This window comes from Fusobacterium perfoetens, from assembly GCF_021531595.1.
Taxonomy (GTDB): Bacteria; Fusobacteriota; Fusobacteriia; order Fusobacteriales; family Fusobacteriaceae; genus Fusobacterium_B.
In genome coordinates, this window is record NZ_JADYUD010000022.1 from 1 (window position 1) to 22,082 (window position 22,082).

The window sequence follows — 22,082 nt, forward strand, 5'->3', positions numbered from 1 at the left end:
CAGTAGAACTTACAGAATTTCATTATATAACATATAAATATATAACAAATGAGATGCTAAGAGAGTTTATGATGTTAGGTTTTGAAATACAAAGACTACATAGGGATATGTCACTTTATTTTGAAGATTCAAAAGAACTTTCAGTGCAAGAGCATGAAAAATTACATGAATATATTGTAGAAGGAAAAAAAGAAGAATCTAAGGCACTGATAGAGAGTCATTTGGAAAAGACAGAAAGATTATTACTTGGACATATAAAGGAATTAGGATAAAAATATTAAAATTTATTTATTATTAATTTTAAATATAAAAAAACTACATCTAAAATTTTTAAATAAATGATAGGTGTAGTTTTTTATTTTATACTTTATTATAATTTTATTTGGTTTATAAAATTAAAGCAAGCTAAGTTTATTAAATTTTTTACTTGATAATTTTCAAGAATTATACATTCTTTATTTTCGTCAAAAATAACAGTTCCAGTATATATTTTTGAAGCGTTATCATCTATAATAGTGATATCAGTTTGAGGAAATGAAAGAATGTCATTTTCTTCCTCCAACAGTAATTTCAGAAACACGGACAGCAGGCTGGCCTACATTTGTGCATAAACTTCCTGAAACAGAACCACACATTCCTTGGCCATAGGCAAGATTATTTCCTACCATATCAATTTTTTTAAGGACTTCACTTCCTGTTCCTATAAGAGTAGCTCCTCTTACAGGAGAGGTTATTTTTCCATTTTCTATAAGATATCCTTCCATAACAGCAAAGTTAAAATTTCCAGTAGCAGGATTAACAGATCCTCCTCCCATATATTTTGCATATATTCCTTTTTCTGTTGAAGAAATCATTTCTTCAAGAGTAGATTTTCCATTAAGAATAAATGTATTTGTCATTCTAGAAGTAGGAGCATATTTATATGATTCTCTTCTTCCACTTCCAGTAGAAGCCATTCCCATTCTTCTTCCATTTAATTTATCTATCATATATCCTTTTAAAATACCATTTTCTATAAGAAGATTTCTTTTTGATGGAGTTCCTTCGTCATCAATATTAATTGTTCCCCATTCATTAGGAATAGTTCCATCATCAACAGCACTTACAAGAGGACTAGCTATCATTTGTCCAAGTTTTCCAGCAAAAACAGAATTTCCTTTTGCAACACTTGTAGCTTCAAGACCATGTCCACAAGCCTCATGGAAAATAACTCCTCCAAATCCATTATCTATAATAACAGGCATTTTTCCACTTGGAGAATATTCAGCGTGAAGAATTGTTGAAGCTATTCTAGAAGCTTCTCTTCCATAGCTTTCAATATCCATATTTTCAAAGAATTCAAATCCTTTTGATGCTCCTGGCCCCATGCTTCCTGTTTGCATTTCTGTTCCATCTGAAGCTACACTTTCTATTCTGATTCTTCCTCTTACTCTTTCATCTTCAGCCCATATTCCTTCTGAATTAGCTACAAGAATATTTTGTTTTGTATCTCCGTAAGAAACTCTTACTTGTGAGATCTCATTATTATAGTTTTTGGCAGAACTATAACCTCTTTTCATTATTTCAATTTTTGATTTTTTTGAAACAGTTTCAGGATATATTTCAATTTTATTGTAATTTTCAATATCTTGTTTTAAAAGGTTAATAGCTATATCAGCTTTTGTTCCTTTTATAGCCTGAGCTATTTTTTTAACTGTTTTAAGAAGGTTTTCTTCACTCATATCATTTGTATATCCATAAACATAATATAAATCTTTAAAAATTCTGATACCTATTCCAAAATCTTTTCCTGAAAGAGCAGATTCTATTTTTCCATCAATCATATATAAACTGCTGCTGTTTTTCTTTTCAACAAAAACTTCAGCAAAATCTCCTCCTGTAGAAAGAGCTTCATTTAATATTTTTTCAACTAAACTTTTATCAAGCATTTTATCAACTCCAATCTTTATGTATAAATATTATATCATATTTTTATGTCCTTCTTTTCTCTTTTATTTTCTATATCCTCTTTATTTTTTGAAAATATGAGGTATAATATAGATATACAAGACAGTGACAGCTTTATTTTACATTATGAAGGAGGTATATATTATGAAAAAAATATTATTAGGATTATTCGCATTATCTACATTAGCCTTCGGAGCAGCTGGAGACAGTCATTTATACTTAAGAGCAGAATTTTCTCCTTTCAGTAAATATGACTTAGACAATGGAGCAAAAATAGAAAATAAAGATGATATAGATGAGGCAGCTTATGGAATAGCAGCAGAATTTACAAAAGATGTTTTGTATAATCTTGAACTAGGAATAGGAACTGCTTATCAAAAACACGGAGATTTCCAATATAAAAATGGATATGATGGAGAAAAACTTCCTGATTTTAATTCTATTCCAGTATATATTACAGGAAAATATAAAATTTTTAATGTAGGAGACTGGACTCCATATATTAAAGCTGATTTAGGATATTCATTTAATGATTTAGATGACAATAAATATTTCAGCTATGATGATGGACTATATTATGCAGTTGGTCTTGGTGTAGAGATTCAATATCTTTCTCTTGAAATGTCTTACAGAGTAAATGAAGGAAAACTTAAAACAGATTATGGAAAATATGATATAGATAATTCAAGAGTGATGTTTGGTGCTTCTTACAGATTTGATTTCTAATATTTTTATATTCTAAAATAAATTATCTTTAAATAAAATGGGATAGCTGCATTTATTAGCAGCAGTCCCATTTTTATTTTCATAAATTTCTTTTATATTTATATTTTTTCATGTAAAATTAGTATTATAAAATTTCAATTAGGAGATATACATATATGAAAAGATTTTTACTGTTTATACTATTTTTAATTTTTACTATAAATATTTATTCTATAAAAATAGAAAATAATATGGCTGTAGATAGTTATGGGAATAGTGTAGAACTTAAAGAATACAAAAGAATAGTTGTAGCAGATCCCTCTGCTGTTGAAATTTTTTATCTTATAGGTGGAGAAGACAAAATTTCTGCAATAGCAAAAACAAAGATAAATAAAATATATCCAGAAGAAAAGACAAAGTATTTGGAGTCAGTAGGTACTATAACAAAGCCATCTTTTGAAAAGATAATATCACTTACCCCAGATTTAGTAATATTAAATCCTATGGGAGCAGTTAAAAGTACAGAACTTTTAAAAAAATATAATATTCCATTTTTTATAGATAGATCTGTAACTTTTAATGAAATTTTTTTAAAGACGAAAATTTATGGAGTATTTACAAGGCAGGAAAGAAATGCTGAAAAACTTATCAATGAAAAAAAAGATAAGTTAAAAGAGATAGAAAAAAATATAATGGATAAGAAATTAAAGGGAGTTGTATTATACTCAAATTCTCCTATGGTTTCTTTTTCAAAAGATACTATTCCAGGAGAAATATTAAAACTTTTAAAAATTGAAAATATGGCTGAATCTTTTGCTGGTGGGAAGAGTCAGATTATATCTTCAGAAACAATTTTAAAAGAAAATCCTGATGTTATTATAGGAACAATGAAAATAAAATCTCCAGAAGAAATAGTAAGCAGTAATGAATTTTTAAAATATTCAAATGCTTATAAAAACAATAATATTTATGTGTTTGAATCTGAAAAGATTCTTCGTGCAACACCAAGAATAGTTGATGGAATAGAAGAAATATATGAGGTAATAAAAAATGTTAAATAAAAAAAATAAAAAAGAGAATATTATAATAAAATACTACAAAAAGGAAAAGAGTCTTCTTTTTGCTTTTATATTTTTTAATATAGCAGTAACAGTTTTAGATTTATCTGCCCCTCTTGTTGTAAAAAATATTATAGATAAAGCTATACCTGATAAAAATATACAAAATCTCGTACTTCTCACTTTTTTTGCTCTTTTCCTTTATAGTGTGAGAACCTTCTTTGCTGTAATGAGTTTCAGCAGAGGACAGCTTATGGGAAATAGAATAAAATATCATATGAGGAATGATTTATTTTCCCATTTTTTAAAACAGTCTCATGAATTTTTTAATAAGAAGGAAACAGGTGATTTGATTGCAAGAATTACCAGTGATTTAGAGAGTTCAGCAGTTCTTCTTTACAGAGGACTTCAGGATTTATTAGCTTCAGGTGGTTCGCTTCTTGGAGGATTTATACTTATGTTTATTTATAGTCCTCTTCTAGCATGTATTACTTTTCTTCCTCTTCCTATAGGACTTATTTTTGTTTACAGAAAAAATAAAAAAATGAAGAAAGGATACAGAGAAATAAGAAGAAAAAACAGCAGTCTTACAGTTGTTCTTCATGAAATTTTAAGAGTTATTTTATTTTTTAAAGATAATCTTTTAGAAAAAACTGCATATAAAAAATTTTTACAAGCTAATGATGAACTTCTTGCTGCAGAGAAAAGAAATTTTCTTAATGTGGGAATTTTTATGGCAGGTGTAACTTTTTATGTTCATTTTACACAGCTTATTCTTATAGGAGCAGGGGGAATACTTTTCATTAAAGGAAAAATAAGTATAGGTATTATAGTTTCTTTTCTTCTTCTTGTGGATAGATTTAAAGTATCACTTATAAAGCTTGCAGGGCTTACTGATACATACCATAAAGGAAGGGCTGGTATTGTAAGGCTTGAAGAAATGCTTGAGAGTGATTTTACTCTTCCAGAAGGAAACGGAAAAATAGATGAAGAATTTAAAAATCTTAGATTTCAAAATGTTTCTTTTAGCTATGAGAAAGATATTCCTGTAATTAAAAACCTTACTTTTGAAATTAAAAAAGGAGAAAAAACAGCTGTTGTAGGAAGAAGTGGTGTTGGAAAAACAACTCTTATGAATCTTATAAAAAGAAACTATCTTCCTGATACTGGAGATATTTTCATAAATGGAAAGAATTACAAAGATATAAACCGTGAAAGTGTTCTTTCTTTTATGGGAACTATTGAGCAGAAAGAAAATATTTTAGGAGATACAGTAAAAAATAATATAAAAATTGTCAGAGAAAATTCAACAGAAGAAGAGATAGAAGAAGCTTGTAAAAAAGCTTGTATACATAATACTATTGAAAAATTAAATGAAAAATATGAAACAGTTTTGGGAAATAGTGGGACAATATTAAGTACAGGTCAGCAGCAGAGAATATCTCTTGCAAGAGTATTTTTAAAAAATCCTGAAATTATTATTCTTGATGAAGCAACATCAGGGCTTGATAATACTTCTGAAAGTAAAATAATGCAAAATATAGATACACAGTTTGAAGGAAAAACTCTTATTGCTGTAACACATAGACTGGCAGTAACAAGAAATTTTGATAAAATAATTGTTATTGGAAAAGAAGGAGTTATAGAAGAGGGAACTTATGATGAACTTGTAAGTAAAGAAGGGGAATTTTATAATATTTTAAAAGGTAAATAAAAATATGGACTGTTGTAAATCTATAAAAATAAAATTTTATTTTTATAAATTAGAAATACAACAGTCCTTGAAATAAAATTATTTAATGTATTTACTGTCTCTTAAATATTTTGTATCATTTCCATAAATAAAAAGGACAGAACCATTTTTAATTTTTTCAATTATTTTTTTATTAAGGGATTTTGGAACAGCTGGACATCCTTCAGTTCTTCCTAAAAAACCAAATTTGTTTATATATTCAGGTTCGGAAGCAGAAGCTCCATGGATAACAACACCTCTTTTAAAAGCATTGGAATTATATCCATCTTCTAAACCAAAAAGTTTTAAAGAATATCCATATCTTCCATTATATGGTTTTCCTGTAAGATAGAAACCGACAGAGCTTTTATAAGAATTCATTTTATTGGAAAAGCTTACAGCAGTATCTGCTCCACTGTTTTTTCCATGTGCAACATAGGTATAATCTTCAAGAGTAAAATTTTCCATATTAAGAACAAAAAATCTTTTTTCATAAGAAGGTTTTGAATAATCAGCAATAACTAGATATTTTGTTTTTCTTTCAGGAATTTTAGAATATCCTTTTAATGCCATTTTAAAAATTCTGTAACTTAACTTATCTTTAAGATTAAAATTATTATAAAGGAAAAGATACTGGCTTTCATCTACATATGTGCCTTTATTTTGTGGAATTGTATTTATAAAAACTTTTTCAGGATTTATAATATTTTGAAAAGAGATTTCATCTCCGTAAGAAAGTGTAAAAGTTAATATTGAAAAGAAAGTTAATAATATTTTTTTCATTTATTTTAGTTTCTCCATTAAAAAATTTTTTGAAATTTTTTGCTTCTTAAGGTAATATTAACATAGAAAGACAAATAAATAAAGTTATCTTTTACAAAAAAAGGGGGCTTTTATGGAACTAAGACTTTTATCAATAAAAAATTGGAGAGAAATAAAAAATATAGATATACATTTTGAAAATCTTATGCTGTTTTTAGGACAGAGTTCAGAGGGAGTAAATAATATTATTTCCTGTCTTGCATTTATTTTTAATGGTAAGGAACTGGAGAAAGCAGATATTTATGATAAAGCTGAACTTGCAGTAATAAAACTTATATTTTTTGAAAATGAAACAAGATATAAATTAAAAATTACAGCCTCTCCTGAGGGAGAAGTAAGATATTATATAAGAAAATCAAAAAATTGGAAAATAATAACAAAAGAAGAGTATTCTAAATTTATAGAGCAGATTCCTTTTCTTCATGTTTCAGGAGATTTAAAAAATCAATGTAACAATATTTTTACATGTTTCTTTAAAATATTAAAAAAAGATCATAAAGATGAAGATTTAATAAAAAACCATATATATGAAGCTTATGAAAATCTTGATGAAGGTTATCAAAACCCAGAGCTTTACAGAAATCTTTTGTTTGAGTTTTTGAAAATTATTTCACAAATTTCTGTAAAAAGAAAAGAATCAATACTTAAAAATGCAGTAATTCTTTTTGAAGATCCAGAACTTTATCTGCATCCACAAAAAAGCAGGGAACTTTATGACTGCTTTATAAAACTTTCAAAACTTGGAACAAAAATTTATTTAAAAACATATTCAAGCAGTTTTTTAGGATTAAAGCAGTATAGGTCTATATGTGTAATAAAAAAAATTAATAACAATGTAAGAGTAGTACAGGCAAAGGATAATATATTTAAAGGAGATGTAATAAAGGCTTTTAACATGAACTACTGGATAAATCCTGACAGAGGAGAACTGTTTTTTGCTGAAAAAGTGATTCTTGTAGAAGGACAGACAGATAAAATAGTTATATCTTTTCTTGGAAAACTTTTAAAGATATTTAAGTATGACTATTCTATTATAGAGTGTGGAAGTAAAAGTACAATACCTCAGTTTATTATGCTTTTAAATCTTTTTAAAATTCCTTATGTGGTTATTTACGACAAAGATAATCATAGATGGAGAACTAAAGAGGAGATTTTTAATTCAAATCAAAAAAATAAAATGATAAGATCTCTTGTGAAAGACTCTTTAGGTACTTGTATTGAGTTTGAAAATGATATAGAGGAAGAATTATATGCAAGAAATGGAGAGAGAACTTCCTATAAAAATAAACCTTTTAATGCATTAAGATATATTTCAAATGAAAACTATATAGTTCCTGAAAGACTTAAAAATAAAATAGAAAAAATATATGAATAAAAGAAAGAAGGGGTATTAATCAACAACAGCCCCTTCTTTATATTTTATTTAAAAAGTTCAAGAACTTCTTTTGAATATTTTCCATCACTGTCATGTGAAATAAGAGGAGGAAGAACAGTAAGTCCTTCTGATCCAAATTTTACCCCTTCAACAAGAAGAATTTTTGCCTGTTTATCTATTTTTGAATGGCAGAATCTTACTTTTTTGGGAGTGATTTTATATTTTCTCATAGTATCTAAAATTTCAAGAAATCTATCAGGTCTGTGCACCATAGCAAAATATCCTTTATCTTTAAGAAGACATGAAGCAGTTTCAACAATTTCTTCAAGTGTTATAGATATTTCATGTCTTGCCAGAGTAAGCTGATCAAGATCATTTAGAAGTTCTTCATTTCCATGAAACTTAAAGAAAGGTGGATTTGATATAATAGCATCCTGAGAACCTGACTGAAAATATTTTTTCCAGTTTTTCATATCATCATTTATGATTTCTATTCTGTCAGAAAGATTATTAAGTTCTATATTTTTTTTTGCAAGATCAGCAGAAATTTTTTGAATTTCTATTCCTGTTATTTTTGCTTTTGTTCTTTCTGAAAGGAAAAGAGGAATAGCACCATTCCCAGTACCTAAATCAACGACTTTATTAACCCCTCTTCCAAGTGAAATAAAATTTGCTATAAGAAGAGAGTCAAGAGAAAAGTTAAAAAAATCAGGCCTTTGTATTATTTTTAGATTTTTATTTAAAAGATTGTTTATTACTTCATTTTTTTCCAGTGTCATTTTTACCTCCGTTATTTATTATATCAAAATCAAGTATAAATTTCTAATAGAAATGATTTTTTCATGAAAAATATAATCATAGTAAAAGAAATTCTCTTTGTGCTATAATATCAGTTGAAATATAAATTTTATGGAGGGATTAAATTGAAAATAAAAGCAGTTGCACTAGACATGGACGGAACACTTTTATGCAGTGATCACAAGCCTTCTGAAAGAACAAAACAGTTTCTTTTAGATATAGAAAAAAAAGGAGCAAAAGTTATTATAGCTACAGGGCGTTCTTTTGGAGGAACAGAAGCTACAGCTAAACTTTTAGGACTTGATAATGGACTTGTTTTATGTTATAACGGAGCAAAAGTTGTAAATTATAAAGATAAATCAGTCCTTTTTGAAAAACCTTTAGCTGAAAGACATGTAAAAGAACTTATAAATATAGCTGATGAAATGGGAGTACATATAAATCTTTATCAAGATAATGTGTGGTATGTTGACAGAGAAGATAAGAAAGAGGTAAAAATATATTCTGAAAAATGTGGAATAACTCCAGTGGTAAAAGCTCACGATTCATTTGAGTCTTACCTTATGCCAAAGGTTGTTTTTATAGGGGAGCATGAAAAAGTTGTTGAAGTTGAAAAAGAAGTAAAAAGAAGACTTGGTGATGAAATTCATATAGCTTTTTCAAGTGATACATTTTTAGAAGCTATGAATAAAGATGTAAATAAAGGAATTACTCTTAAATGGATTTTAAATCACTTTGGAATAAAAGAGGATGAATGTGCTGCCTTTGGAGATGCTCAAAATGATCTTGAAATGCTTTTAGCTGTAAAATATGGAGTAGCTATGGGAAATTCAGATGAAGATTTTAAAAAGAAAGTAAATTATACAACTTTATCAAATGATGAAGATGGAATAGTTGAATTTTTAAAAGAATATTTTTAGGAAAAATACAAAAAAGGGAAAAGGAGATGACGGGAAATCATCTCCTTTATTTGGGTTTAGGCATTTAATTGATGGTTATTTATGAATATAAACTTTACTTTTATACATGTAAGGGAGAAAAATAAAAGTAAGATCCTATTCATAAACTTTTGATAATATGGTAATTTTCTAGAAAGTTCATCAACTTCCTTATGTGCCTATTATATATTCTCAATGTATCTTTTATATATCCAAAATATCTTTTCTTTAAAAAAGTTATATTTTTAATCATTATACTCAAATGTATAAATTAAACTTTTTTCAGGGTTGAAAAAAGTAACAGCTGTTGAAGAAAAATTTGAAAAACAGAATGTATCAGCAGCACATATAGGTTCTGCTTTTTCTAAATTATAACGAGTTTGAAAATCATTTCCTAAAACATCTAAAAAGTTAAGAGTGATTTTTTTTATTTCTTCTGTATTATAAAATAAATGTTTTTTTTCTCTGAAAATAGATTCAGTAATTTCAAAAAGATGCATTATTTTTCCTGTTTTTTGATAGTTATATTTTTCCATTTCATAAGAATAAAAATTTTCTATATAATTGCCTAGACTTTGTCCCTCTGTAAAATTACCAGCTTTTCTGGCTAGAGGTTTTACCATTTTAACATAATCACTAAGAGATACTTTTTGAAGAAGATAATAATCTTTATTATTTTCAAAATCAGCTCTTAAGAAAGAGTAAACTTCTTTTATTTCAGAATTTCCAAATGTATGAATATTTCCAAGAAATTCATATTTCCCATTATTGTACTTAAATCCAAAGAATCTGTTTTCAGAGTTAAGATAGTCATTTTCACAAATAAGTCCAGCAGTGGTAATTAGATGAATTTTATATTCTTTATTATTTAGTTTATATTTGTAAGTAAGAAGAGGGGAAAAATATATTTCCATATCTTTTTCTGCAAAAACATCCTGAGGATCAGGAAAGAATATTATATCATCTTCAGTTTTTCTTTTTTTAAAAGTATTAAAAATTTTCCAGTTTTTTATAGTCATAAATTTACCTCTTTTATTTTAAGAGCAAGAAAAATATAGTAAGAAAAAATTTTATTTTCATACACTATTATTTTATCATAATAATAAATTTTTTTCAGAAAAAAATAATTAAATTTCGTTTTTCAGACAAAAATGGTATAATCTTTAAAAAGAAATACAGAATTTGGAGGTATTTATGGATAAAAATACATTTATTGATCTTGTATTTAAAAAAGCAAAACAAAAAAATATAGAAGAATTTGAAATATATTTTCTTTCTGGAACAAATACATCTCTGAAAGTTTACAATGAGAAGATAGATAGTTTTTCAGATAATCAAAATCAAGGTATATCGTTTAGAGGAAAATTTAAAGAAAAAATGGGATATTCATATACAGAATCGTTTACAGAAGAAGATGCAGATTTTCTGATAAAAGAAGCAGAAGAGAATGCTTCTGTAATAGAAAGTGATGATGAACAGATAATTTATGATGGAAAAGGAAATTATGTTTCTGTAGAAACTTATGATTCCTCTCTTGAAAATCTTGAAATTTCAAAAATAGAAGAATTCCTTATAAATATGGAAAAAGAAGCTTTACAATACGACAGTAGAATAAAAAGAGTAAGCACATGTGTTTTTGGAATGGGAAAATCAGAAAGGATTATAAAAAATTCAAAGGGAGTAGATTTAAGAGACAGAGGAAATGTAGCATATGTATATATATCTGTTGCAGCTGAGGAAAATGGAATTATAAAAACAGGTTCAGAATTTAAAGTTGGAAGAGATTTTAATGAATTTAATTATAAAGAGATTTCTCATAGAGCAGCTTATAAAGCACTTTCTAAATTTAATTCAATTTCAGTTGATTTAAAAGAAAGTAGATGTGTTATAGAAAATCTTGCATTTACTTCTCTTTTAGAAAGTATAGCTGGAATTTTTTCTGCTGAAGCTGTTCAGAAAGGAGTTTCTCTTTTAAAAGGAAAGATAGGAGAAAAAATAGCAAGTGATAAAGTTTCCGTTATAGATAATCCACATCTTGAAAAAAGTGAAGGAGCAGCATCTTTTGATTCAGAAGGAGTTCCTACAAAATACAAAGAACTTATAAGCAATGGAGTTTTAAAAACATATTTATATAATCTGAAAACTGCTAAAAAAGATGGAGTTGAATCTACTGGAAATGCCAGCAAAGGAGGATATAAAGGCACAGTAGGAATTTCTTCATTTAATCTTTATGTACAAAATGGAGTAAAAAGTTTTGAAGAACTTTTAAAAGATGTAAATGAAGGTATTTTAATTACAGATTTTGCAGGACTTCACTCAGGTTTAAATTCAATTTCAGGAGATTTTTCTTTAGCTGCAGAAGGTTTTATAATTGAAAATGGTAAAAAAGGAAGAGCTCTTAATCAAATGACAGTGGCTGGAAACTTTTTTGAAGTTTTAAAGAATATTGAAGAAGTAGGAAATGATATAAGATTTTCACTGTCTAGTACAGGATCACCTTCAGTTATTATAAAAAATCTTTATTTTTCAGTTGATTAAAAACAAAAATGTGAGGAATATAACAATGAAAAAAATTTTCCCTGTAGTTCTCATTATAGGAATAATTATTATAGGAATTGTCTCAATATCTTTAGGAAGTGTTCATGTCCCTTTAGAGTATATTTTTTCTCCAGAAAAAGCTCCTGAATATATAAAAATTATTATTTTTAATATAAGGCTTCCTAGAATAATTATGGCCGTGTTAATAGGAATGATGCTTGCTTCAAGTGGTACTGTTGTTCAGACAGTGTTTCAAAATCCATTGGCAGATCCTTATATAATAGGAATATCAGCAAGTGCAACTTTTGGTGCAGTTATTGCCTATATATTTAAAATGCCAGATTTTATGTATGGAGTTTTAGCTTTTATGACTTCTCTTGTAAGTACTTTTATTATATTTAAAATAGTAAAAAGGGGAAGTAAGATAAATGTTACAACATTGTTAATAGTTGGAATAGCACTTTCATCACTTCTTGGGGCTTTTACATCTTTTGCCATGTATCTTATAGGAGAAGATTCTTTTAAAATTACAATGTGGACAATGGGATATTTAGGAAATGCAACATGGAAAAGAGTATTTTGTATTCTTATTCCTCTTCTATTTTCTGTTATATATTTTTATATGAAAAGATATGAACTTGATGCTCTTTTATCAGGAGATGAAGAGGCCTACTCTCTTGGAATTGATGTAAATAGATTAAAAATAAAAATTCTTACAACAGCAGTTCTTATTGTTGCTTTTTCAGTTGCTTTTTCAGGAATGATTGGCTTTGTAGGACTGATTATTCCACATACAATAAGAATGACAGTAGGTTCTTCTAATAGAAAGTTGCTTCCTAATACTATTCTTGCAGGAGGACTTTTTCTGCTTATATGTGACACATTAGGAAGGATAATTATTGCTCCTATAGAAATTCCAATAGGCGTAATAACTGCTTTTTTTGGAGCTCCATTTTTCTTGTATTTAGCTTTAAGAAATAAAAGGAGAGATTTTTAAATGGATATAATAAAAATAGAGCAGTTAAAATTTTCATATGACAAAAAAGAAATATTAAAAGGAATAAATCTTTTAATTACTGAAAAAAAATTAACAGGAATTTTAGGCCCTAATGGCTGTGGGAAAACTACTCTTTTAAAAAATATTCTTGGATATTTAAAAGCTGAAAAAGGAGAGATATTTTTAAGAGGAAGAAAAAGCACTGAATTTTCAAAAAGAGAAAAAGCAAAATTTATGTCTTTTGTCCCTCAGAAATCTCAGATTGTTTCGGGAATAACTGTTGAAGAGTTTGTTTTTATGGGAAGGTTACCTCATTTAAAAAATAGTTGGGACGGATATTCAGAAGAAGATAAAAAAATTGCTGAAAGATATTTAAAAGAACTGAAACTTGAGAAATTTAGAGAAAGGGAAGTACTTACTCTTTCTGGGGGAGAATTTCAAAGAGTTCTTCTTGCAAGAGCCTTGATTCAAGAGACAGAAGTAATACTTTTAGATGAGCCTACATCAGCTCTTGATTTAAATCATGCTGTTGAAATTATGCAGAGAATAAAAAAAATGATTTTAAAAAATAATATTACTGCTGTTGCAGTTCTTCATGATTTAAATCTTGCAGCAATGTTTTGTGATGAAATTGTAATGGTAAAAGATGGAAGAATATTTTGTAAAGGAACTCCTAAGGAAGTTTTTACTTCTGAAAATTTAAAAGAAGTTTATAATTTAGAATGTGTGGTTTATTTTATAGAAGATGAAATTCCTTATATAATACCAAAATTAAAAAAAGATAATTAAGATTTAAATATTATTTAATAATCTTTTTAATGTTATTTTCAACAAATAATATATTTTTTCAGTCAAAATTATATCATAAAATTTTTTAAACAGGAGGACAAATGAAAAAATTATTTATTTTATGCAGTTTTCTTTTAGCTGCTTTATCAATAACTGTTTATGCCTGTACAGGTATTACCATAAAGACGAAAGATAATAAAGTTATACAGGGAAGAACAATTGAATTTGGAGAATATAATTTAAACAGCAGAATTGTTGTATCTCCAAGAGGAAAAATATATCAGTCACTTACTCCAACAGGAGAACACGATGGATATAAATGGCAGGCCAAATATGGTTTTGTAGGAGCAACAGTTGTATACGATCAGTTTATAGGAGAAGGAATAAATGAGGCAGGACTTAATGCAGGATTATTTTATTTTCCAAATTATGGAAGTTTGGCAAAATTTGATTCTTATAATAAAAAGAATTCTATTGCAGATATGGAGCTTGTAGGTTGGATACTTTCAAGTTTTTCAACTGTTGACGAAGTAAAAGAGGGATTAAAAAAAATAAAAGTTGTAAATGTTGCATATGACAATAATGGAAATCCTCTTCCAACTGCACACTGGAGAATTGCAGATGCAAATGGGAACAATATTGTTCTTGAAATTGTAAATAATGGAGAAGTAAAAATTTATGAAAATAAAGTTGGTGTTGTAACAAATGCACCTGATTATGAATGGCATATGAAAAATTTAAATAATTATGTAAACCTTTATTCTGGAGATGCCAAAGCTTATGAAGTAAATGGACAAAAGATTTTTTCTTTTGGAAGTGGAACAGGAGCTCTTGGGCTTCCTGGAGATATTACACCTCCTTCAAGATTTGTAAGAGCATTTTTCTATTTAAACTCATCACCTTCACCTGAAAATAGTTATGAAGGAGTGGCACAGGCATTTCATATTTTAAATAATTTTGATATACCAATTGGAATAGAATATCCTGTAGAGCATAAAGATAAAATTCCTAAAAATATGTTAAGTGCAACTCAATGGACTGCTGTAAGTAATTTAGGAGACAGAGAATTTTATTATACTACAATGAATGATAGTCAGATAAGAAAAGTTGATTTGAAAAAAATAGATTTTGCTTCAGTAAAATATAATTCTGTTCCTATGGATAAAGATGATATTCAAAATATAGAAGAAATAAACAGTCGTCTTATAAAGTAAACTAATAAAAGACGGGACTCTTGCAAATTTATAAAAATAAAATTTTATTTTTATAAATTTGCAAGAGTCCCTATTTTTTATTATCTCTTTTTTTCTATTAAAAGCCCAAAGAAGAAAAGCACAGATTGAAGAATCCATAAAAGATTAATCATTATTACAAATGAAGGATTTAGTTGAAACTGTCCTATAAAAGAAAAATTTTCAGCTCTCATTGTAACAGCATATATAAATACATTTATAATTTCAAGTATAATTCCTATAAAAGATGCAAATTTTATAGTATAATTTTTTTTAAAAATTTTTCCAGTAAAAATCCAAATTATAATATTGTTAAGGAAATAAAAAGTATTTGAAAAAGGTCTTAAAAAACTTATAATTGTTAGAAAAATTCCCTCTTTCTTTTTTGTTGAAATCCCATAAATCCCTATTACAACAAATATATATTTTATTGCAAAATTTAATTTTGAGATAAAATTATTGTAATTTAAAGATTCTGATGAAATAAATGAAATAAAAATTATTGCTTTTGAAATAAAATACAAAGCTCCTAAAAGTATAAGAATATTAATAAGAAAGTTTAATTTAGGAGATTTATTGTTTTTTATATTAAATTCATTTTTTAATTTCTGAAGATTTTTAAAAAAAGTATTCTTTGAGTTAAATTTCATATTTTCTTTTTCTTCTTTTTTTATATTATCTGTATCATGGGAAGAAATTGAATGTACATATTCTTTTCCAAAAGAATCAGTGAGTTTTTCTTCCTTTTTCCGTATTATAAAAGTGAGAACTATTAAGAGTAAAATAACAAGAATAAGCACTGCAAGAATATATTGAATTATATTATTTTCCATTTTTACCTCCGTAGTTTATCATAGAGATTACTATTTAACCTTAATTTCTATTTAAATTATACCTTAATTATTTTTAGAATAATAGATTTTCCATAAAAAATATTTTAAAAAGAAGAAAATTATAAAATGTTCAAATGTCATATTATAATTTTACTTATAAAATATAAAATAAAAATTTAAATTAAAATAATGAAATTGGCAGTTGTAAAATTATAGAATTCGTACTATAATTGCATAAAATACCGAATAACTAAGTATTCATAACGAACTTTAACAATTTTTAATGTTAAGTTCTTTAAAATATAGATAAAACTATTAAAGGAGGAAGTTTTTTCAGAATAAAAATTAAATTCTTAACGATTAAAGCTGTTGAGAATACGAAAAATCACCCTTAGAATTTTTAATAACCGAAATTTGTTCAGAATTTGAAGAGGAGATTCTTAACAAATTTACCCTTAGAACTATATAAACAGATTGCTCTTATTTTCAAAGCAAAGATATTAAAAAATATTTTATTCTGTAAAAGCAAAAAATTAAATGAAAAAGAAAATAGCAGCTGTACTTTGCAGTCTGTTTCTTTTTGTTGCGTGTGGAAGTAGTGAAAAGGAACAGGAAAAAGTGTCGGAAAAAAATCATGTTACAATAAGGATATCACAAGATCCAGATTTTCTAGATCCACATAAAGATGTGGCATCAGCAACAGGTGAGATTCTTTATAATGTTTTTGAAGGCCTTGTAAAAATTAATTCAAAAGGAGAACTTAAACCTGCTCTTGCTGAAGATTATACGATTTCAGATGATGGCCTTACTTATGAATTTACAGTAAGAAAAGGAGTAAAATTTCAAAATGGAAAAGAATTAACTCCTGAAAGTGTAAAATCTTCTTATGAAAGATTTATGGATAAAGACTTTCCAGGTAATCCTGTTGGGGCAGAAATAGCTAAATTAATAGAAAGTATAACTATTTCTGAAAATAAAATAATTTTTAAATTAAAACAGTTAGATGGTTCTGCTCTAGGATCATTTACAATAGGAGTTGTAAATGACGAGGATGGAAAAATTTATGGAACAGGTCCTTATATTATAAAGGAATATCTTCCAGGAGAACATGTGCTTCTTGTTAAAAATGAAAACTATTGGAATAAAGATTCTGTTGGAAATATAGATGAAGCAGAATTTAAAATTATAAAAGATACTCAAAATGCAGTTATGGCTTTTCAAATGGGAGAAGTTGACATCATTCATAGAATGGAAACAGGATATGTTGATATGATAGGAGAAAATGGAAAAATAATAAAAGGTGAACAAAATCTTGTTCAGCTTCTTGCTCTTAATAATGATGTAAAGCCTTTGAATGATATTAGAGTAAGAAAGGCTATTAACTATGCAGTCAATAAAGAAGAAGTTATAGAGGGTTCTTCTTTAGGAGAAGCAGTTGTCTCAGGAAGTGCTATAAGTCCTGCAGTAAAAAATGTTTATAATAAAGAAAGTGAAAATATTTATCAGTTTGATTTAAATAAGGCAAAAGAACTTTTAACAGAAGCTGGATATCCAAATGGATTTGAAATTGTTTTAAAAGCACCTTCTAATTATCAATTTCATGTTGACACAGCTCAAATTTTAAAAGAGCAATTAGCTAAGGCTGGAATAAATGTAAAAATTCAGGAAGTGGAATGGGGAACATGGCTTAGTGAAGTTTATGCTGGAAAAAATTATGAAATGACAATTATAGGTTTTGACGGAAAAGTTACTCCATTTAGAACAGTGGAAAGATATGGTTCAAAAAATCATAGGAATCTTGTTAATTTTAAATCTGAAGAATTTGATAAAGTTATAAGTAAAATAGTAAATGCAAAAGATGAAGAAACAAGAACAGAACTTTATAAAGAATCTCAGAAACTGCTTACAGAAGGAGCAGCAGCAGTTTTTATTCAAGCTCCTAATTATATAGCAGCAGTAAATAAAAATTTAGAAGGATTTGAGATATATCCTGTTTATGTTTTAGATGTTTCACTATTAAATTACAAAAAATAGGAGAAAGTTATGTTTCTTATAAAAAAAATTATATCTTCAGTTCTTACTCTTTTTCTTGTATCAGTAATAAGCTTTACAGTTCTTAATGTGATACCAGGAGATCCTGTGTTATCAAAATTAGGGGTAGATGCTACTCAAGAACAAGTAGTTGCTCTTAGAAAAGAATTAGGGCTTGATAAGTCTAGATATGCAGCTTATGGAAATTGGCTGGAAAAAAGTCTTCATGGAGATATGGGTAAATCAATAAGATTTTCAGTTCCTGTAAATGATCTTATAAAAAAAAGAATAGATAAAACTTTTAAACTTTCTTTTTTGGCTATGGGAATTACTATAGGAGTTGGTTTTCCTCTTGGAATAATTTCAGCTGTTTATAATAAGGGGAAGGGAGGAAAGATTCTCTCATTTTTTACAATGTTTGGAGTGTCAGTTCCTTCATTTTGGAGTGGACTTATTTTAATGATGATATTTGGACTTTATTTCAAAATTTCTCTTAACAGTACAAATCTTATTCTTCCAGCAGTGACACTTTCAATATCAATGATATCTGTTACGGCTATTTATCTTAAAAATATTATTTTGGAAGAATTTCATAAAGATTATGTAAGAGCTGCTGTTGCAAAAGGGAGAAATAGAAACGAAGTAATAATAACAGATATTTTAAGAAATATTATGCTTCCTATGCTTACAATAATATCGGAACTTTTTATAAAAATATTAGCAGGGAGTATTGTTGTAGAAAGTTTATTTAATATTTCAGGACTAGGAACACTTATGGTTATGGCTGTAGAAAATAGAGATTATCCAGTAGTTCAGGCACTTGTTCTTTATAGTGCAGTTATAGTTATAGGAATAAATCTTCTAACAGATATTTTATATTCGTGGATAGATCCAAGAGTAAAGATATCATAATTCTTTTTAAAGGGGAATTTTAAAAAATGAAAAAAATTAATAAAAATCTTCTGTTTGGAGCTGGATTTTTTATTTTACTTATTATTTTAATAAGTGCTTCAGCTCTATTAACACCATATGGTGTAACAGAGATAAATATAAATGATAAACTTTCTGCTCCTTCTGTTCATCATTTTTTTGGAACAGATAAGTTTGGAAGAGATATTTTTACAAGAATAATGGCTGGAGGAAAAATAGCTCTTTTTGTAGGAGTATCTTCTGTGGGGATTGGGCTTTCTGTAGGAAGTTTTTTAGGAATGTATTCAGGATATATTGGAGGAAAAAGAGACGAAGTGATAATGAGAATAGTAGATGCATTTATGTCATTTCCTGGTATTCTTTTTGCTCTTATGATGATAACTGCCTTTGGTTCAGGAACTTTAAATACAATTTTTGTAATAGGGATTATGAATATTCCACATTTTACAAGACTTGCTAGAGGAGAAACTTTAAAAGAAAAAGAAAAAAATTATACCTTATCAGCTAAAATGAGAGGTGCTGGAAGAAAGTGGATTTTAGTTCATTATATTTTCCCTAATATAAGAGGAAAGTTAATTGTTGCAGCTGCATTAGGTTTTGGAATATCCATTCTTACAGAAGCTTCATTAAGTTACCTAGGACTAGGTGTACAAGCTCCTTATCCAAGCTGGGGATCTATGCTTCGTGAATCACAGATTTATTTTATGACAGCTCCATGGTATGCTGTGTTTCCTGGAATATTTATAACTCTCACTATATTTTCAAGCAATCTTCTAGGTGAATATTTCAGAGAAAAATATAATTCAAAAGGATAGGGGAAGCAGATGAAAAATGAAAAAATTCTAGAAGTAAAAAAACTTAATATTTCTATAGAATATAATAATCAAAATCTAACTCTTGTTGAAAATCTTAATTTTCATGTGAAAAAAGGAGAAATTTTTGGTATAGTTGGTGAGTCAGGATGTGGTAAGAGTCTGACTTCAAAAAGTATAATGAGAATTCTCAATGAAAAATTTATTTCAAAAGGAATAATTTGTTACTTTGGAAAAAATCTTCTTGAAATATCTGAGAAAGAAATGTGCTCAATGAGAGGGAACAATATCAGCATAGTTTTTCAAGATGCTCTTGCTGCTTTAAATCCTTTAAAAAAAATAGGCAAACAAGTAGAAGAATGTTTAAAAATCCATAGGAAAATGCCAAAAGAAGAAAGAATAAAAAAAGTTTATGAAACACTTAGAGAATGTGGAATAAGAGAACCTGAAGAGATATGTAGAAAATATCCTCATGAACTTTCAGGGGGACAGAGACAGAGAATTTTAATTGCAATGGCTGTAATATGTAATCCTTCACTTATTATTTGCGATGAATGTACAACAGCTTTAGACTTAAGAACTCAGCTTACTATTATAAAGCTTTTGAAAAAATTAAATAAGGAAAAAAATATGTCAATAATTTTTGTTTCTCATGATATTGCTCTTATTGAAGCTATATGTGACAGAATTATGGTGATGTATGCAGGAAGAAGTGTGGAGATTATAGAAGGCTCTCTTAAAAATGCTCTTCATCCTTATACAAGAGCTTTATACAGTATGCTTTTTAGTATGGATTATAAAAATAGAATGCTTCTTTATGTACCAGGAACAGTTATTTCCCCAGATAAAAGGAAAAGGGAAAGGTGTTACTTTGGAGATAGGTGTAAATATTTCTCAGAATGCAGAGAGAATGATTTAAAAGAAGTGGAAAAAGGACATTTTGTGGCGTGTGAAAGGGTGATAAACCAATGCCTATAGTTTTAGAAGTAAAAAATCTTAATAAGTATTATAATAATAAGCAAATATTGAAAAATATTAATTTTCATGTAAATGAAGGTGAAATTTTTGGACTTGTAGGAGAATCAGGATGTGGAAAATCAACTACAGCAAAAATACTTACAGGTCTTTCTGAAAAAGATACAGGAGATATTATTTTTAAAGGAGAGAAAATAGAGTATAATAAGAATAGGGATTTTAGGAAAATACAAATGGTTTTTCAAGATCCAGACTCTTCACTTAATCCTATGAAAACAATAAAATGGATTTTAGAAGAACCTTTTAAAATAAATAAGATAAATGATAAAAAATATATTTCAGAAAAAATAGATGAGATGCTTGAAATGGCTAATCTTACAAAAGATACTGTTAATAAATATCCTCATGAACTTTCAGGAGGACAGAAACAAAGGATAGCTATTATTCTTGCTCTTCTTTCAAGTCCAGAACTTCTTATTGCAGATGAAGCTGTATCTTCTCTTGATTTATCAGGGCAGGCAAGCATATTAAACTTTTTTAAAAAACTTCAGTCTGAATTAAAACTTTCATATATTTTTATTTCTCATGATTTAAGGGTAGTTTATCATATGTGTGACAGGATAGCAGTTATGAAAGATGGAGTGATTGTAGAAGAGGGGACACCTCAGGAAGTTTATTTTAATTGTAAACATGAATATACAAAAGAACTTCTTAAAGCTCTTCCAGGTTCGTCTGAGTTTATAAAAGCTGTTGAAAAAAATTAATAAAATTTATTATAAGAAAGGATAGGTATATGAAAAACGAAAAGTATAATGAACTGATAAATCTTGTTAAAAGAAATATAAATCTTGCTGATTTAGGATGCTTATATGCCCATAATGGATATGATGATGAAAGATACCATGAAATGAAAGAAATAAATATGCAGATTTTAAGTATTCTTTCAGAGCATTCTATGGAAGAGTTATGTAGTTTTTATCTTCCTATTAAAGAGTATCCTACACCAAAGATTGATATAAGAGGAGTTCTGCTTGATGAGAATAACAAAATTCTTATGGTAGAAGAAAAACTTGATCCGGGAAAATGGTCTATTCCTGGAGGGTGGGCTGATATAGGATTTACTCCTTCAGAAGTTATAAAAAAAGAGATGAAAGAAGAAACAGGTCTTGATGTAGAAGTTATAAGAATTTTAGCTGTCTACGATAAGAAATGTCACCCTCATCCACAAGAAGCATTTTATACATATAAAATTGTATTTTTATGTAAAAAAATAGGAGGAGAATTAAAAAATACTTTTGATATTGATGATGTTAAATTTTTTGATATAGAAAACCTTCCTCCACTTTCAGAAGCGAGAATCTTAGAATCACAAGTAAAACAACTATACTATCTTGCCGTAGATGATATTAAAGATGTTTATTTTGATTAATTGATAAAAATAGACTGCAGATACTAAAAGTTTTTGAGACTTTAAATCTGCAGTTTTTATTTTTTCTAAGGAAATTATAAATTGATTTTATATAAAAATTTTTTAATTTTTTATATGAAAATAGACAAAAATAAGTAGAAA

General features: G+C 27.5%; 22 protein-coding genes. 16 read left to right on the forward strand and 6 right to left on the reverse strand.

Annotation, left to right across the window (positions count from 1 at the left end; all coding sequences use genetic code 11):
- The coding region (locus tag I6E17_RS09485; RefSeq protein WP_235237014.1) for an FCD domain-containing protein at positions 1-272 on the forward strand (272 nt) is incomplete at its 5' end.
- Positions 273-370: 98 nt separating this feature from the next.
- Here the strand turns inward: I6E17_RS09485 and I6E17_RS09490 are convergent.
- Together I6E17_RS09490 and I6E17_RS09495 are read right to left on the reverse strand one after the other, a co-directional pair.
- Positions 371-562 carry a hypothetical protein gene (locus tag I6E17_RS09490; protein ID WP_235237015.1) on the reverse strand — a complete coding sequence of 64 codons (192 nt, stop codon included), beginning with the start codon at positions 560-562 and terminating at the stop codon, positions 371-373.
- Positions 546-1,928: a TldD/PmbA family protein gene (locus I6E17_RS09495; protein ID WP_235237016.1), complete on the reverse strand. Its 1,383-nt coding sequence runs from the start codon at positions 1,926-1,928 to the stop codon at positions 546-548. The genes I6E17_RS09490 and I6E17_RS09495 overlap by 17 nt, the downstream gene beginning before the upstream one ends.
- 163 nt (positions 1,929-2,091) lie before the next feature.
- Here I6E17_RS09495 and I6E17_RS09500 point away from each other — a divergent pair, with 163 nt between their 5' ends.
- From I6E17_RS09500 to I6E17_RS09510, 3 genes are all read left to right on the forward strand, one after another.
- Positions 2,092-2,673, forward strand: coding sequence for an outer membrane beta-barrel protein (locus tag I6E17_RS09500; RefSeq protein WP_235237017.1), 582 nt, complete (start codon positions 2,092-2,094; stop codon positions 2,671-2,673).
- A gap of 155 nt (positions 2,674-2,828) precedes the next feature.
- Entirely contained in the window at positions 2,829-3,713 is an 885-nt protein-coding gene (locus tag I6E17_RS09505) for an ABC transporter substrate-binding protein (RefSeq protein ID WP_235237018.1), read from the forward strand.
- Positions 3,703-5,424: an ABC transporter ATP-binding protein gene (locus I6E17_RS09510; protein ID WP_235237020.1), complete on the forward strand. Its 1,722-nt coding sequence runs from the start codon at positions 3,703-3,705 to the stop codon at positions 5,422-5,424. Before I6E17_RS09505 ends, I6E17_RS09510 begins: the two co-directional genes overlap by 11 nt.
- A 78-nt stretch (positions 5,425-5,502) precedes the next feature.
- Here the strand turns inward: I6E17_RS09510 and I6E17_RS09515 are convergent, their stop codons facing one another.
- A complete protein-coding gene (locus tag I6E17_RS09515; RefSeq protein ID WP_235237021.1) occupies positions 5,503-6,225 on the reverse strand; it encodes a murein L,D-transpeptidase catalytic domain family protein in 723 nt (240 codons plus the stop codon).
- Between the two features lie 112 nt (positions 6,226-6,337).
- Between I6E17_RS09515 and I6E17_RS09520 the strand changes: the two genes are divergently transcribed.
- The gene (locus I6E17_RS09520; RefSeq protein WP_235237023.1) at positions 6,338-7,639 is read left to right on the forward strand and encodes an ATP-dependent nuclease; all 1,302 of its coding nucleotides are present in this window, start codon (positions 6,338-6,340) and stop codon (positions 7,637-7,639) included.
- Between the two features lie 44 nt (positions 7,640-7,683).
- Here I6E17_RS09520 and I6E17_RS09525 read toward each other — a convergent pair whose 3' ends face one another.
- Complete coding sequence (locus tag I6E17_RS09525) at positions 7,684-8,418, reverse strand: tRNA1(Val) (adenine(37)-N6)-methyltransferase (protein ID WP_235237025.1); 735 nt, start codon at positions 8,416-8,418, stop codon at positions 7,684-7,686.
- Between the two features lie 144 nt (positions 8,419-8,562).
- Between I6E17_RS09525 and I6E17_RS09530 the strand changes: the two genes are divergently transcribed.
- Complete coding sequence (locus I6E17_RS09530) at positions 8,563-9,357, forward strand: Cof-type HAD-IIB family hydrolase (protein WP_235237027.1); 795 nt, start codon at positions 8,563-8,565, stop codon at positions 9,355-9,357.
- A 263-nt stretch (positions 9,358-9,620) separates the two neighbouring features.
- On the opposite strand, the gene I6E17_RS09535 is transcribed toward I6E17_RS09530, so the two are convergent.
- Positions 9,621-10,394 (reverse strand): hypothetical protein, encoded by a 774-nt coding sequence (locus I6E17_RS09535; protein ID WP_235237028.1) that lies wholly within the window; start codon positions 10,392-10,394, stop codon positions 9,621-9,623.
- 175 nt (positions 10,395-10,569) lie between these two features.
- On the opposite strand from I6E17_RS09535, the gene I6E17_RS09540 reads away from it, so the two are divergent.
- The 4 genes from I6E17_RS09540 to I6E17_RS09555 all read left to right on the forward strand — a co-directional run bounded on the left by I6E17_RS09540 (position 10,570) and on the right by I6E17_RS09555 (position 14,913).
- On the forward strand, positions 10,570-11,913 hold the full coding sequence (locus I6E17_RS09540; protein WP_235237029.1) for a TldD/PmbA family protein: 1,344 nt from the start codon (positions 10,570-10,572) through the stop codon (positions 11,911-11,913).
- A gap of 25 nt (positions 11,914-11,938) precedes the next feature.
- Entirely contained in the window at positions 11,939-12,910 is a 972-nt protein-coding gene (locus I6E17_RS09545; RefSeq protein WP_235237030.1) for a FecCD family ABC transporter permease, read from the forward strand.
- Entirely contained in the window at positions 12,911-13,699 is a 789-nt protein-coding gene (locus I6E17_RS09550) for an ABC transporter ATP-binding protein (RefSeq protein ID WP_235237031.1), read from the forward strand.
- A gap of 101 nt (positions 13,700-13,800) precedes the next feature.
- Positions 13,801-14,913, forward strand: a complete 1,113-nt coding sequence (locus I6E17_RS09555) for a linear amide C-N hydrolase (RefSeq protein WP_235237032.1) — start codon at positions 13,801-13,803, stop codon at positions 14,911-14,913.
- A gap of 80 nt (positions 14,914-14,993) precedes the next feature.
- Here I6E17_RS09555 and I6E17_RS09560 read toward each other — a convergent pair whose 3' ends face one another.
- Positions 14,994-15,764: a hypothetical protein gene (locus tag I6E17_RS09560; RefSeq protein WP_235237033.1), complete on the reverse strand. Its 771-nt coding sequence runs from the start codon at positions 15,762-15,764 to the stop codon at positions 14,994-14,996.
- A gap of 537 nt (positions 15,765-16,301) precedes the next feature.
- Between I6E17_RS09560 and I6E17_RS09565 the strand changes: the two genes are divergently transcribed.
- From I6E17_RS09565 to I6E17_RS09590, 6 genes are read left to right on the forward strand one after another with little or no spacing between them, the layout of a single operon-like run.
- Positions 16,302-17,798 carry an ABC transporter substrate-binding protein gene (locus I6E17_RS09565; protein WP_235237035.1) on the forward strand — a complete coding sequence of 499 codons (1,497 nt, stop codon included), beginning with the start codon at positions 16,302-16,304 and terminating at the stop codon, positions 17,796-17,798.
- A gap of 9 nt (positions 17,799-17,807) precedes the next feature.
- Positions 17,808-18,707 carry an ABC transporter permease gene (locus I6E17_RS09570; RefSeq protein WP_235237037.1) on the forward strand — a complete coding sequence of 300 codons (900 nt, stop codon included), beginning with the start codon at positions 17,808-17,810 and terminating at the stop codon, positions 18,705-18,707.
- Between the two features lie 26 nt (positions 18,708-18,733).
- On the forward strand, positions 18,734-19,540 hold the full coding sequence (locus I6E17_RS09575; protein ID WP_235237039.1) for an ABC transporter permease: 807 nt from the start codon (positions 18,734-18,736) through the stop codon (positions 19,538-19,540).
- Between the two features lie 9 nt (positions 19,541-19,549).
- Entirely contained in the window at positions 19,550-20,515 is a 966-nt protein-coding gene (locus I6E17_RS09580) for an ABC transporter ATP-binding protein (protein WP_235237041.1), read from the forward strand.
- Entirely contained in the window at positions 20,506-21,276 is a 771-nt protein-coding gene (locus tag I6E17_RS09585; RefSeq protein WP_235237043.1) for an ABC transporter ATP-binding protein, read from the forward strand. Before I6E17_RS09580 ends, I6E17_RS09585 begins: the two co-directional genes overlap by 10 nt.
- Before the next feature lie 29 nt (positions 21,277-21,305).
- Positions 21,306-21,941, forward strand: coding sequence for an NUDIX hydrolase N-terminal domain-containing protein (locus I6E17_RS09590; protein ID WP_235237046.1), 636 nt, complete (start codon positions 21,306-21,308; stop codon positions 21,939-21,941).
- Positions 21,942-22,082: the final 141 nt, after the last annotated feature.

Coding starts and splice junctions, on each gene's coding strand:
- I6E17_RS09535 (WP_235237028.1), bottom strand. CDS start 10,394: ATGACTATAAAAAACTGGAAAATTTTTAATACTTTTAAAAAAAGAAAA.
- I6E17_RS09545 (WP_235237030.1), top strand. CDS start 11,939: ATGAAAAAAATTTTCCCTGTAGTTCTCATTATAGGAATAATTATTATA.
- I6E17_RS09565 (WP_235237035.1), top strand. CDS start 16,302: ATGAAAAAGAAAATAGCAGCTGTACTTTGCAGTCTGTTTCTTTTTGTT.
- I6E17_RS09575 (WP_235237039.1), top strand. CDS start 18,734: ATGAAAAAAATTAATAAAAATCTTCTGTTTGGAGCTGGATTTTTTATT.
- I6E17_RS09550 (WP_235237031.1), top strand. CDS start 12,911: ATGGATATAATAAAAATAGAGCAGTTAAAATTTTCATATGACAAAAAA.
- I6E17_RS09515 (WP_235237021.1), bottom strand. CDS start 6,225: ATGAAAAAAATATTATTAACTTTCTTTTCAATATTAACTTTTACACTT.
- I6E17_RS09525 (WP_235237025.1), bottom strand. CDS start 8,418: ATGACACTGGAAAAAAATGAAGTAATAAACAATCTTTTAAATAAAAAT.
- I6E17_RS09540 (WP_235237029.1), top strand. CDS start 10,570: ATGGATAAAAATACATTTATTGATCTTGTATTTAAAAAAGCAAAACAA.
- I6E17_RS09590 (WP_235237046.1), top strand. CDS start 21,306: ATGAAAAACGAAAAGTATAATGAACTGATAAATCTTGTTAAAAGAAAT.
- I6E17_RS09585 (WP_235237043.1), top strand. CDS start 20,506: ATGCCTATAGTTTTAGAAGTAAAAAATCTTAATAAGTATTATAATAAT.
- I6E17_RS09570 (WP_235237037.1), top strand. CDS start 17,808: ATGTTTCTTATAAAAAAAATTATATCTTCAGTTCTTACTCTTTTTCTT.
- I6E17_RS09495 (WP_235237016.1), bottom strand. CDS start 1,928: ATGCTTGATAAAAGTTTAGTTGAAAAAATATTAAATGAAGCTCTTTCT.
- I6E17_RS09500 (WP_235237017.1), top strand. CDS start 2,092: ATGAAAAAAATATTATTAGGATTATTCGCATTATCTACATTAGCCTTC.
- I6E17_RS09520 (WP_235237023.1), top strand. CDS start 6,338: ATGGAACTAAGACTTTTATCAATAAAAAATTGGAGAGAAATAAAAAAT.
- I6E17_RS09580 (WP_235237041.1), top strand. CDS start 19,550: ATGAAAAATGAAAAAATTCTAGAAGTAAAAAAACTTAATATTTCTATA.
- I6E17_RS09555 (WP_235237032.1), top strand. CDS start 13,801: ATGAAAAAATTATTTATTTTATGCAGTTTTCTTTTAGCTGCTTTATCA.
- I6E17_RS09560 (WP_235237033.1), bottom strand. CDS start 15,764: ATGGAAAATAATATAATTCAATATATTCTTGCAGTGCTTATTCTTGTT.
- I6E17_RS09510 (WP_235237020.1), top strand. CDS start 3,703: ATGTTAAATAAAAAAAATAAAAAAGAGAATATTATAATAAAATACTAC.
- I6E17_RS09505 (WP_235237018.1), top strand. CDS start 2,829: ATGAAAAGATTTTTACTGTTTATACTATTTTTAATTTTTACTATAAAT.